Annotated in this window: 9 protein-coding genes; all 9 read left to right on the top strand. The window is 54.4% G+C overall.

Features of this window, described 5'->3' with window-relative positions:
- The first annotated feature begins 312 nt into the window (after window positions 1-312).
- The gene (prsT, locus tag DESLA_RS0106125) at window positions 313-2,979 is read left to right on the top strand and encodes an XrtA/PEP-CTERM system TPR-repeat protein PrsT (protein ID WP_028571774.1); all 2,667 of its coding nucleotides are present in this window, start codon (window positions 313-315) and stop codon (window positions 2,977-2,979) included.
- Between the two features lie 22 nt (window positions 2,980-3,001).
- Entirely contained in the window at window positions 3,002-4,357 is a 1,356-nt protein-coding gene (locus DESLA_RS0106120) for a TIGR03013 family XrtA/PEP-CTERM system glycosyltransferase (RefSeq protein ID WP_028571773.1), read from the top strand.
- A 173-nt stretch (window positions 4,358-4,530) separates the two neighbouring features.
- Window positions 4,531-5,328 (top strand): XrtA/PEP-CTERM system exopolysaccharide export protein, encoded by a 798-nt coding sequence (locus tag DESLA_RS0106115; RefSeq protein ID WP_028571772.1) that lies wholly within the window; start codon window positions 4,531-4,533, stop codon window positions 5,326-5,328.
- 210 nt (window positions 5,329-5,538) lie between these two features.
- Window positions 5,539-7,098: an XrtA system polysaccharide chain length determinant gene (locus tag DESLA_RS19065; protein ID WP_051434436.1), complete on the top strand. Its 1,560-nt coding sequence runs from the start codon at window positions 5,539-5,541 to the stop codon at window positions 7,096-7,098.
- Between the two features lie 217 nt (window positions 7,099-7,315).
- Window positions 7,316-8,170 (top strand): XrtA-associated tyrosine autokinase, encoded by an 855-nt coding sequence (locus DESLA_RS0106105; RefSeq protein WP_028571771.1) that lies wholly within the window; start codon window positions 7,316-7,318, stop codon window positions 8,168-8,170.
- Between the two features lie 17 nt (window positions 8,171-8,187).
- Entirely contained in the window at window positions 8,188-9,462 is a 1,275-nt protein-coding gene (locus DESLA_RS19060; RefSeq protein ID WP_051434435.1) for an XrtA/PEP-CTERM system-associated ATPase, read from the top strand.
- Window positions 9,463-9,577: 115 nt separating this feature from the next.
- On the top strand, window positions 9,578-10,876 hold the full coding sequence (locus DESLA_RS0106095) for an outer membrane beta-barrel protein (protein WP_169732599.1): 1,299 nt from the start codon (window positions 9,578-9,580) through the stop codon (window positions 10,874-10,876).
- A 220-nt stretch (window positions 10,877-11,096) separates the two neighbouring features.
- A complete protein-coding gene (gene xrtA, locus DESLA_RS0106090; protein ID WP_028571769.1) occupies window positions 11,097-11,939 on the top strand; it encodes an exosortase A in 843 nt (280 codons plus the stop codon).
- Window positions 11,940-12,208: 269 nt separating this feature from the next.
- Entirely contained in the window at window positions 12,209-12,841 is a 633-nt protein-coding gene (locus DESLA_RS0106080; protein WP_028571768.1) for an exosortase C-terminal domain/associated protein EpsI, read from the top strand.
- Window positions 12,842-12,845: the final 4 nt, after the last annotated feature.

Below are 12,845 nucleotides of genomic sequence, written 5' to 3'. Positions count from 1 at the left end.
ACCGAGTTCCCCCCCACCTCCCCAGTCCACTTTTCGCAGATTGCCGTTTTCCTCAACGCTTCCCCCCTGTTCCGTCCCTTTTCAAGCCTCTTGGGCTGTCCGCATTCTCTGGATCGTGGTTGTTCCGGTCGCACGACCCGGACTATGATCAATATAAATTGTTAGTATAAATTCAAAAGATTGAAGATAAAATTATGGTCCGGCGACTTCGGCATGTTTCTTGATATGCCGTGGTGTGGAAGTGGAAGAAACGGTCGCGCCATGCTCAACCGCGGACCGTAAATGAACCCCAGATTTTAGGAGGGTGCGCCCTTGTCAAACAAAGCCATATTAATCCTGATGGTCCTGATTCTGTTCATCGCCTCGGCTTGCGGTGCAGGCACCAAGGAGGAGCTCTACGCGGAAGGCATGAAGCTGATGGAACAGGCCAACTATAGCGGAGCCATCGTGGCCTTTCGCAATGCCCTTGAGAAAGATCAGAACTACACGGACGCCCGCTATCAAATGGCCAAGGCCTATCTGGAACTGGGAAGGTTCGATCAGGCCGAGCAGGAACTGCGCAAGGTCCAGCTCCAGAACCCGAATCATCCCGGCATCACCCTGGATATGGCGCGGATATACATGCATACGGACAGACTGGATCAGGCCGACGCCGAGGCTGGAAAATACATTCAGGCCCAGCCTTTGTCCGCGGAGGCGCTGGTCATTCTGGGTGAGATTCAAGGCCGACTCGGTGAGCTGGACCTGGCCAGGGAAAGCTATCAACAGGCTCTGCGACTTCAACCGGGCAGCATCCCGGCGCATCTTGGAATGGCCAAGATTCATCTGTTCCAGAATCAACCGGAGCAAGCCAAACAAGAGCTGGAGATCGTTCTGGCAGCAGAACCGGACAACCTTGAAGCGCTGTACGTCCGTGTTGAATTGTTGCGCAACGATCATGATCCTGATCTGCTGTTGGAGACGTATGAAAAGATCACGCGGATCAATCCGCAAGATGTCAACGCATTTTATCAACAAGGCATTCTTCTGCTGGACAAGGACGAAATCGGCAAGGCAGATGAAATCGCAAAAACGATGGAGCGGAAATTTCCCCGTCGGCCCGAAGGATTCCGGCTCAGCGGTCTGAAATATTTCAAGGAACAGAATTATCCGGAAGCGATGGTCTCCCTGCAGCAGGCCAACCGCATTCTGCCGACCCTGGACACCAATTTTTATCTGGGCCTGAGTATGCATCAAGTGGGTGATCTGGAAAGCGCTCTGAGCCAGTTCCGGACCATCCTGGACCGAAACCCGGATTCCATCGAGGCCAGGTTGATGACGGCCATGATCTTGATGCAGCAGCATCGCCTTGATTTGGCCCAGACAGAAGCGGAGCAAATTATCACCCGTGATCAGCAGAACGCCATGGCTCACAATATCCTGGGCAGCGTGCTGATGGCTCAGGGCGACCATGAACAGGGCATGCAGGCCTTGAACAGGGCCACGCAACTCAATCCGCGGCTGGCCGACGCCTTTTTCAAACAGGGTATTTTTCAGTTGGGTACGGGGCAGGGCCGGGAAGCCGCTTTAAACTTCGATGCCGCCATCAAGCTTGCGCCGGAGCAGACCACCGTGCGCCTGCTCCAGTTCGCCAATTTGATGCAGCAGGGCCGGATGGACGAGGCCTATGCGACGATGGAGCAGGGAATGAGCGGAACGGCGGGTGACGCGCTGTTGTTGAACAATATGGCCGCGGTCCGTTTTGCCCAGAACAAGCCCGAAGAAGGCCTGGGACTGCTCGAGAAAGCCAAGGAAAGCAATCCGGCGTATGTCTCGGCCTATTTCAACACGGCCGCCTATTATCAGGCCCGGGGGGAACTGGAGCGTGCGCTGTCGGAATACCAGGCCTTGTTGTCCCACGAGCCGGACAACCTGAGAGGCCTGCTTTCAGCCGCCGGTATTTCCGTTGCTCTCGGCAAAGACAATTTGGCGGATGAGTATTTTGCCGCGGCCCGGCGGAGCAATCAGCCTCTGGCTTTTTTGGCATCAGCCGAATACCGCCTGCGCAAAGGACAACCCGACCAAGCCAAAGACATCCTGGATCAAGGCATTGCCGCCACGGACGATCACCTGGCGCTGAAGGAAGCCAAGGGACGCATTCTGATGGCCCAGGAGGAGTATGATCAAGCCATTGCCCTGTTTGAAGACATTAAGACCGTCCAGGCGGAAAGCGGCATGCAGTTGCTGGTGGGAGCCCATTTGCGGAAAGGGGATGTCCAGCGTGCCATTGAACAATGCCGGGAAATGATCGCCCTGCATCCAGACTCGGCCCGTGGCCATCTGCTCCTGGCCTCCATTTATGAAACGGTTCACGACCTGGAGCAGGCCGACGAGCATATTCAAGCCGCGATGCAGGCCGAGCCGGACAGCGCCCAGGCGTACTTCAGGCTCGGAAACCTTCAGGCCCGCCGGGGCGAGATGGATCAGGCCATGCAAACCTTCGACCAGGCCCTGGCAGTTGATCCGAATTTCATCCCGGCCATTTTCGCGCGGGGCAATCTTCTGGAAGGCCAAAACGAGATTTCCCAGGCCATGGAACAGTATCAACGCATTCTGCGGATCAATGCCAATTATGTCCCAGCCTTGAACAACCTGGCCTACCTTGCCCTCAAGGGGCACGGCGGCAGCAAGGAAGAGGCCCTGCAAATGGCGGCCCGGGCTTTTCGCCAGGAACAGAACAATCCCGGCGTATTGGACACCCTGGGACTGGCGTTGCTCAAGAACGACCGGGCCGAGGAGGGGCGTCGCATCCTGGAGCGAGCCGTGGAGCTGCTGCCGGATCACCCCTCGGTGCGGTTTCATATGGCCATGGCCTATAAGATGACCGGGGAGCCGGAAAAGGCCTTGGAACAATTGAACAAGATTTTGGAAAACGAGAATTTTCCCGAACTCCAGGAAGCCCGGGAAATGAAGCGGGAGCTTGAGGGCGGCAGTTCGTAACCACAGGCGCGGAGGAGCAGCAATGAACAGATTTCACATCACCCTTTCCGCGGGCGACCTGGCATTGGCTTTTGTCGCCATACACGCGGGCTTGGTGCTCCGTTTCGGTGAAGTCGTCCAGGAAAAGGCACTGGCCACTCCGGAGCAAATCGGAGCCTTTGTACTGATCATGCTTCTCTCGTCCATTTTCGTGGAAATGTACAGCCAGCCCCAAGAGGCCACGGCACGGACACTGGCCACGCGAGTCGTGATCGGGTTGACGCTCTCCTTTTTTCTGCTCTCCGCCCTGTATTATGTTCTGCCGGCGACCAAGTACGGCCGCGGCGTGCTGTTCATGGCCCTGGGGATTTTCGGCGTTCTTCAATATTGCTGGCATCTGCTCCTCAAGCGTTTGGACTCCGTTCCCGGACTGGCCAAGCGGGTGCTCATCGTGGGTACGGGGCCGCTGGCCAAGCAGATGGGCGCCCTCGTGGGTTGCAACAGCCAGGAATATGTCCTGGCCGGTTACTACAACCTGGAATGCGAATCCGTGGATATCCCCCGCGAAGAAATCGTGCCCAACGGGCATGGTCTCTTCGATCTGGTGAAACAGCTCAAACCGCACCAGGTCGTTGTCTCCCTGGCCCAGCGTCGCGGCACGTCTCCCCTGCAGGACATGCTCAGTTGCAAGATCAGCGGAGTGGAAGTGATGGACGCTCCCTCATTCTACGAACAGGTCACGGGCAAGCTGCTCCTGGAGAACATCACCCCGAGCTGGTTCATCTTTTCCAGCGGCTTCCGGATCAACTTCCTGACCCGGATCATCAAGCGCACCCTGGACGTCGTCAGCGCCACCCTCGGCTTGATCCTGACCATGCCCATTTTTCCAATCGTGGTCATGCTGATCAAGCTGGATTCCCCCGGTCCGGTGCTGTTTCGTCAAGTACGCGTTGGCCAGAACGACCGGGAATTCACGCTTTTCAAGTTCCGGAGCATGCGCCAGGACGCGGAAGAGGCCAGCGGCGCCGTCTGGGCGCAGCAGGATGACCCGCGGATTACCCGGCTGGGACATTTCCTGCGCAAGACGCGCATTGATGAAATCCCACAATTGTTCAACGTGCTTCTTGGAGACATGAGTCTGGTCGGCCCCCGTCCGGAACGTCCGGAATTCGTGGCCAAACTGAAGTCCTTGATCCCCTACTACTCTGAGCGGCACTATGTGAAACCCGGAGTCACCGGCTGGGCCCAGGTCCGCTACCCTTACGGATCTTCCGTGGAAGACGCCGTTGAAAAGCTGCGTTTCGACATGTACTACGTTAAAAATATCAGCATCCTCTTTGACTTGCGTATCATGGTGCGCACCATCGGCGTGGTTTTGTTTCGCGAAGGAGGTCGATAGTGGAATTTATGAAGAAAAATATGTTGTTCAGGCAACTTTGTATTCCCATGCTCAAGAATTCATGTTTACGAATGGTTTCAAGCGATCGGACTTCGTATCACTCAAAATTTCAGTCTTTTCAGTGGTGCGCATTCAAAACAAAATGTCACGCGGTATTATCAAAGGAGCAAGTGATGAAGCGTATTATCATGGCTTTCCTGTTATTCAGTCTTATTGCGATTCAAGCCAACGCGGCTGACTATGTGATCGGGGAAGGGGACGTCCTGCAAATTTCAGTATGGGATGAACCAAAGCTGAGTGTTTCATCCACGGTCAGGCCGGATGGAAAGATTACAATACCCGGTCTTGGTGATGTTGTAGCCAGCGGAAATACCCCAGGAGAGCTGCAAAAGTCTCTGGAAGAGAAAATGCAGGCCCTGGTTCGCAACCCCATTGTCACGGTTTCCGTGCAAAACATTACCAACAGCAGGGTTTTCTTTTTTGGGGGCGGATTGGAAATCGGCGCCCAGGACCTGTTGCGTCAGACAACGCTGCTCCAGAAGTTGAGTACCGTCGGCAACCTGCAAGGTGCTGATCTTCGCGCAGCCTACGTGATGCGCGACGGCCAGATCATCAAGCAGGATTTTCACGCATTGATCGTGGACGGCGATTTGCGTGAAGACATTCAGCTCAAAAACAACGACGTCATCTTTGTTCCGCCGTTGCGGGAGCCGAATGTTTACGTTCTCGGCGCTGTCGGGGAGCCGAAATTCATTCCCTTCCGTGAGGGTTTGACAGTGATGGAGGCCATACTGCAGGCTGGCGGCTTTACCCCGTTTGCCCGCGAGAATCGCACCGTCGTTGTTCGCAAACAGGGTGAAGAGGAAGTCTCTATTCCTGTTCGCGGCAAGGATCTGTTGCAGGGAGACACGGCCCAGAACATTCAGCTCCAGCCCGGGGACTACGTGATCGTCAGCGAAGGGCTGTTCTAGCTGTTCGTTGAAAAACGATGCGCCACCCCGGCGAAGGTCGGGGTCCAGAATCTCATGAAAATAATGGATTCTGTATTTCTCCGGAATGACTACGGAAACGGTATTTACATCTGTACGATGAATGAAATTTAACACGAGTTCGGCGACATAGAGTCAACATGCCACATCTTCACTTCGCAACGTTCTTCACCATGTCTCTTGGAGTATTTCATGTCCGTATTTCAGTCTGATCATGACATAAAAAAATATCTTCAATTGGCTTACAGACGACGATTTTTGATTATCTTCGTCACGATCTTCATCACCTTTCTGGCCATCCTGTTCAGCCTTGCGAAGACCAATCAGTATCAAGCCAGCAGTACGGTCTTCATCGAGGAAAGCGTCATGGCCAGTCTGATGAAGGGAATCGCCGTGACGCCATCCATGGATGCCAAGATTCGGGTTTTGACTACGGCCATGGAAAGCAGAACCATGATCCTGAATGTTCTCCGAGAATTGAATATGGATCTGCAGGTCAGCAACGATGCGAACCTCGAGGCGTTGATCAACGACGTGAGAAAATCCATGGGCATCCGCCTACGTGCCAGAGACGGCCTGTTCGTCGTTTCATTCACTCACAAGGAGCCTCGCGAGGCCCGCGACTTTGTGAACACCATAGTGCGCCGCTATATCGAAGAGAACCTCACGTCGAGTCGCCAGGATACCTATGATGCTTTCAGGTTCCTGGCCGAGCAGGGTGAAGTGCACAGGAAACGGTTGGAAGCGGCTGACGCGGCTGTCCTGGAATTTCGTATCCAAAAGGGGGATCTGCTGAACAGGGATCCTGGACAATTGCTTCAAGAGATCGCCATGGCCGAGGACCGGCTTCAGGAATTGACCCTGCGTCGCTTTGAGCTGCTTTCCAGGGCTTCTTCGGAAGAAGCCCTGGCCTTTGACGGGCAGGGCAACCCCGTGCATGGCCGATTGAACCGACTGGATGCCCTGGAACGACGACTCGGCGATCTGCTGCTGCGTTACGGTCCGGCCTATCCGGAAGTTGTACAGGTCAAGTCGGAAATACAATTGCTGGAGCAGATCATCAAGGATACGCCTGATAACGTCGCGGTTTCACAGCCCAGAGCTCGAGGAACAAGTGTCTTCAGTATCCAGGCCCAGGAGTTGCGAACCCAGGAAGAGCGCTTGCGGCGACTGATAACATATAACACTGAACTTCTTCAGCAAATTCCCCTGGCGCAAGCAGAGTTCGCGGAACTTGAACACAAGAGGTCCGAAGAACAGCGCGTCCTGGAGCAGCTGATGAATCGTTACGGTCAGGCCGAAGTTTCCCGGCAGATGGAACTCCAGGACAAAACCACTTCCTATCGTATTGTCGACCCGGCCATCCTGCCCACCCAACCAGTCAGCCCCAACCGCCTGTTGCTCACCTTCCTGGGGCTTTTCGGAGGGCTGGGAGCTGGTATCGGGCTGACCCTCGGCCTGGATGTTTTAGATCGCTCCGTGCGTCATGTCGATAAACTCAAGGGCTTGGGGGTGCCCGTCCTGGCCGTGGTTCCTGAAATGCCCGATCCCGTTCGGGCGAGGCGTCAACGAACCAGAAACCTGGCGCTCTACTTCTTGGCCGGCTTGTTGATGAGCGTGATTGCCGGAGTCGTTCTACTGGAGCTTCTGAACATTAACATCCTCTACAACTCCATGCAGAGCCTCATGCAGCGCCCTGAAGTGGAACAGGCTCTCGGCTATCTGAAAAGAATATATTGGCAGATATTCTAGGCAGCCGAGAAATCCGTTCCGGGCACTCAATGCCGGAATGATTTTTTCATTCCATTGAAAAACTCCCAATTGCTGCGTCGCCGCAAAAAGTTCAAACTCTCACGTATGATACGCTTCGACCTTGAACTTTTTTTGCTCCTTGCGCTCGAGTTTTTTGAACGGATTGTCGGCCAAGGACTTTATCAAACCCCAGTTAACGACCCATTGGACACAGAATATGAGCAGAATTGAAGAAGCACTGGAAAAGGCCGTAAAGTCTCGCTCCGCGGGCAAGAACCATAATGGACGGATAAAGCCCGCCTCCCAAGCAGAAATGACGTCAGCGCCCCCGGGGGAGATTTTTACCCCTCCTCTGGGTGCAATATCCGTCAACAGCCCTACGCTGGTCGCGGCCACCGCCCCCCAGTCCTCCATAGCTGAAGAGTATCGCAAACTGAAGGAGATGGTCATCAAGCTGACCCGGACGGATCAGACAAAAAACACCTTGATGGTTACCAGTGCCATGGTCGGCGAAGGCAAGACCACGACTTCCCTGAATCTGGCCATCAGCCTGGCTCAGGAATTCGACCATACGGTGTTGTTGATTGACGCTGATCTCCGCAAGCCCTCCGTAGAAAAGTATTTGGATCTCAGCGCAAAACCGGGTCTGACGGACTGCCTCCTGGACAATGTCGAAATCCAGAAGGTTCTGCTCAAGACCGGGATCGGCAGATTGATGATCCTGCCTGCCGGGCGGATTACCTCAAATCCGGGCGCGTTGTTTTCCTCCAATAAAATGAGCTCGTTGATAACGGAGATAAAGCACCGTTACGCGGATCGGTACGTCATCATCGATACGCCGCCCGTACTGCCTTTCGCGGAAACACGAACCATGAGCAGAATCGTTGACGGCGTGATTGTCGTGGTCAAGGACGGCCTCTGTGCCCCGGAGGACGTCAAGGAGGCGCTCGATGCCATGCATGGCGCGAATATCCTGGGCCTAGTCTACAATCAGGCGGCCTTTGACGCCATGAGCAGCAGTTATGCGTATTATTATAACAATAATTATTATGCGTCGTCTGATCAGCGTTAACCAGTTCCGGAGCATTTGTGTACGAAGATTTTTTCGGCCTTCGCGTCAAACCCTTTGATCTCCTGCCCAACCCGGAGTTTCTCTTCCAGAGCAAATCCCACAGGCGGGCTATGACCTACCTGGATTACGGCATCAAGGACCGCTCCGGATTTATCCTGATCACCGGGGAAGTCGGCTCGGGCAAGACGACCATCATCAGGGATTTGATCAAAAAGAAGCTGGACCGGGTTGTCCTATCCAAGGTTTTCAATACCAAAGTCAGCTCCGAGCAACTGATTTCCATGATCAATGATGATTTTGGATTGCCCGTGCAGGGCAAGGACAAGATTGTTCTGCTCCGGGAATTGAATGAGTTTTTGATTCATCAATTCGCCAAAAGCATGCAGCCCGTGCTGATCATCGACGAAGCCCAGAATCTTTCTCCAGAGCTGTTGGAAGAGGTGCGCATGCTCTCCAATCTGGAAACGGATCAGGCCAAACTTTTGCAGATTATTCTGGTAGGGCAGCCGGAACTGAAAAAGGTTCTGGCCGCGCCGGAGATGCTCCAGCTGCGGCAACGCATCAACATCAATTGCCATATTCAACCGTTGTCCCTTGAAGAGACTGAAAAATACATTCTCCATCGCCTGGAAAGAGCCGGTGGCCGTGACGCGGCAAGGTTCTCCTCCGAGGCCCTGGACTTGATCCATGCCCAGAGCCGGGGCGTGCCTCGACTCATCAATATCATCTGCGATTATCTGATGCTTTCCATGTACTCGGAGCAGACCAGGGACATGGATGGGCATACCGCCCAGGAGATCATCAAGGAACTCGATTTCGAGCAGCAGTTCTGGGATGTCGAGGCCAGAAAGCCGGAATCGTGTTCGGACCGGAACCCGCGGGGAGCATCGGGAGAGTTCCAGAGAACCAAAGTAAAACTGTCCTTGTACCTCCGGGACATAGTCCACCGGTTGGATTTGTTGGAGAAGAATTCCGAGAAGTACGGCGAAGACCTCATGCTGGGCATTCACGATCGGATGAATGACCTGGAAGCCTCCATGGCCCAACATTCCCTGCAATTTGAAATCCTGGCGGAAGAGATCAGCAATGGCCACTTCAAGAATACTCTCCAGGAAACGAGACCCTCTACCCCGGCGGAAGTAGAAACACCCCGTCTTGCTCTTGCTGATGCAAAACCACTGGAGAAGCGAGGCTTTTTCAGTGCAATGATCGGCAGGCGGAAAGATCGTGGTAATGATCCCACTCTCTCTATTTGCACGTATCCAGACGGAATCGTGCAGGGACGAGAATGAAATGCATGCGCACAGCCTGAAAACCGGACCGCAACGCAAGGAGCATCCAATGAATTGCGTGCTGAGGCCTCGATTCCCGCGGAAAGTCTTTGTACTGCTGGTAATGTTGACGAGCATGATTGCCATCATGCACCACGGCGAGATACTGGCCGCTGATTTTACCATTCGACCGTCCATCGCCATCAGCGAGGAGTACTCGGATAACATCGACCAGGAGCCGGACAAACGGTCCGCCTTCACCACGAAGGTCATGCCCGGTGTTGCGGCAAGGTACAGGGCGCCGCTCTGGGACTGGAGGTTCAACTATGGGTTTGAGTATCGCTATTACACGGAGGAAAAGCGGGCCGCCGACGGCGGCATGGACAGGCATGACTATCGGCATGTCCTGAACGCGAGGGGACTGATTCGCATCATTGACAATTTGTTTTACCTTGAAGTCAGCGATGTCTACAAGCGGACGGACCTGAACGTGGTGCGTGCTTCAGGCGATCCCCAATTCAATGACGATCCGGAATCAGAGGCGGACCAGGATGGTTCCGACATGGAGCCCCTGGTCGAGGAGATTGCCGGGGATGATGTCAGAGACAGGGATTCATCAGACCGCAACATTTTCACGATCTCCCCCTATTTTGCCTTCCAGCCCACGGCCCGCACCAGCCTGCGCACCGGATATCGGTATTCCAACACCTGGTACAAGGAAGATATTGCCAAAAACAGCCAATCCCACACGGTTTTCGCGGACGGGAGCTACCAACTCACCTATAAACTGGCCTTGACTTCCGGTTATTCCATGGTGGTTGAATATTTTGACGGTCATGACGATCAGGACCGCGAATATCGACAGAATGTTTATGTCGGCACAAGGTATGTCTTTTCGCCGTCGACCAGGGCCTTTGGCCGGGTCGGCACCACATGGAGGGACAGGACCGGCCGCGAAAACACCAGCGACCTGTTCTGGAGCGCGGGCCTCAGTCATGCCATGGGCAGATACGTCGCCACACTGGGCACCACGGTCCGCTATGTGGATGATCCGATCAGAGACACGACCCGCAAGGAAACCGTCATTGGTGCCGGCTTGGCCCGGCAATACGACCGCGGGGCCGTGAATCTGTTCGCGTCTTATTCTGAATTCGAGGATCCCAAGGAGACCAAATACGCAACAGGTCTGACGGTCGGGCATGCCCTGACCCAACGTCTTTCCGCCAACACCGGCTTGATTGCGCAACGTCGGAAAAATCAACATCAAATCCGTATCGACGAATGGCGCGCCTTTTTCGGGCTACGCTACCTTTTGACGCGGGATTTGGTCGCATCCCTGAAATATCAATACACGGACTCCTCTTCCCAAGACCCGCTTTCAAGGGACAACTTTCAGGAAAATCGGGTTGTTCTGGAGCTGCGCCTGCATTTTTAACAGCGTCGGCCGTATCTGCTCAAAAAGTCCGGACATACTCCACTGTACTGTGCAGCCGTTGTGCCAGGTGCGGCTCCCGCCTTATCCGGCCTACAAACAATCCCGGAATGACGGGGGAGGAGAGATTTTGATGTTGATGTAGGCCGGATAAGCGAAGCGCATCCGGCATCTGGCGGACGACCATCGCGGCATCTCCAACCATGGCCAAGGGTTCCACACAATGACGTTTTCCGAAGCTCTCCACAAGTTTCGCTTCCATCTTCTCCTTGTTTTGCCCGTGTTGATCGGGCTCTACTATTCCGTAGTCCCGGACATGGTCGTCCAATGGTCCAGTGATGAAAACTATTCCCACGGATTCCTCGTGCCCTTGATTTCGGCTTTTTTTTTCTACCAGCGGTGGGAACAACTCAGGGATACGCATGTCGCTCCGTCAAATTTCGGATTGGTCGTGATAGTCGCCGGCTTGTGCCAGTTGCTTCTCGCCTGGCTGGGCACCGAATACTTCAACATGCGCCTGTCCCTGGTGGTGCTGTTGTGCGGCATGACCCTTTTTTGGTTCGGGACCCAGGTGTTCAAGATCATGGCCTTGCCCTTGCTCTTCCTGGTCCTGATGATACCCATTCCCTACATCATCTACGATGCGGCGGCCTTTCCGCTGAAGCTCTTCGTCACCGAAGTTTCCGTGAGCACGCTCAAACTGTTGGGCGTGCTGGTCTGGAATGAGGGCAATATCATCATGTTCCCCAACACGGTGCTGGAGGTGGCGGACGCTTGCAGCGGGTTGCGTTCCATCATGTCCTTGATGGCCCTGGCCGTGGCCTTTGCCTTCCTTACCCAGGAGAGCCATATCAAAAAGGCGATCATCATCGCCTCCGCCATTCCCATCGCCGTGCTGACCAATGCCATGCGCGTGATCGGCACCGGTTTTTTGGCTCAATACTGGGGCGCCCAGGTCGCAGAGGGTTTTTTTCACGATTTCGCCGGATTTGCCGTGTTCGCCGTGGCCATGGTTCTCCTCCTGGGGCTGGGCGGACTGCTCAGTTTCATCGGGAAAAGGGAGTGAACGGCGCGCGTCATTGCCAGACGCCGTCACTGTAACCAGACAAGGAGAAGGACAGATTTGTTCTTGCACTACGGGCGCTCTGAGTCTGTATCGAAATCGAAATCGTGATCGAAATCGATTTCTGGTAACTTTCCGATTTCGATAGCGATTTCGATTTCGATGATTGCTGGCCCACCCTGGAGGTTCCCTTTAAACATACTGCAATCTACCGCTCTGAAATTATAAAGATTTTGCAGAGAACAAAATGGCCCTGAGACAAGGAGAAGAACGTGTTGACCACGAAGCGATTCGTCATTGTGTATATCCTGCTCTTGCTCGGCATACTGTACATGCATGCGCATGCCGAGACCGTGATCCCGTTGAACAAGCCCTTTGCGCAGTTTCCCACCGAGCATCAGGGCTGGCGGATGATCAACGAATATGAGTTCAGCACGAGGGTATTGAGTATTCTCAAGCCCACGGACATCATGAACAGGACATATGCCCGGGATGATGGTCGTCATATTGATCTGCACGTGGGGTTCTATGATGGCGGCAAAGAAACCGGGGGAATCCATTCACCGAAGCACTGCCTGCCGGGGAGCGGGTGGTTTCTTCGCTCCAGCGAACATGTAGCCATGGAGATCGGTTCGGACACGGTGCACATGGTTCAGGCTGTTTACCAGCATGGTGAAGCAAGCGAACTGTTTTTGTACTGGTTCCAGGTTCGGGATCGATCCTTGAACAACGAGTACGCGCTCAGGCTGGCGGAGATAACGGGCGCCCTGTTGCATGGTCGAAGGGACACGGCTTTCATTCGAATATCCTCCCGGTTTGACGGCGATTCGAAGCAGGCCATCAAGCGATCCCAGGACTTTGCCACGGATTTTTATCCCGTTATCCGGGAATTTCTGCCGTCATGACATG

It is taken from the genome of Desulfonatronum lacustre DSM 10312, from assembly GCF_000519265.1.
Taxonomy (GTDB): Bacteria; Desulfobacterota; Desulfovibrionia; order Desulfovibrionales; family Desulfonatronaceae; genus Desulfonatronum; species Desulfonatronum lacustre.
The sequence above is the reverse complement of the archived record's forward strand: the minus strand, read 5'-3'. Positions and strand labels throughout refer to the sequence as shown.

What these genes read in the sequence shown, in the direction of transcription:
- DESLA_RS0106095 (WP_169732599.1), top strand. Translation starts at nt 9,578, where the DNA reads ATGATTGCCATCATGCACCACGGCGAGATACTGGCCGCTGATTTTACC.
- xrtA (WP_028571769.1), top strand. Translation starts at nt 11,097, where the DNA reads ATGACGTTTTCCGAAGCTCTCCACAAGTTTCGCTTCCATCTTCTCCTT.
- DESLA_RS0106120 (WP_028571773.1), top strand. Translation starts at nt 3,002, where the DNA reads ATGAACAGATTTCACATCACCCTTTCCGCGGGCGACCTGGCATTGGCT.
- DESLA_RS0106115 (WP_028571772.1), top strand. Translation starts at nt 4,531, where the DNA reads ATGAAGCGTATTATCATGGCTTTCCTGTTATTCAGTCTTATTGCGATT.
- DESLA_RS0106105 (WP_028571771.1), top strand. Translation starts at nt 7,316, where the DNA reads ATGAGCAGAATTGAAGAAGCACTGGAAAAGGCCGTAAAGTCTCGCTCC.
- DESLA_RS19065 (WP_051434436.1), top strand. Translation starts at nt 5,539, where the DNA reads ATGTCCGTATTTCAGTCTGATCATGACATAAAAAAATATCTTCAATTG.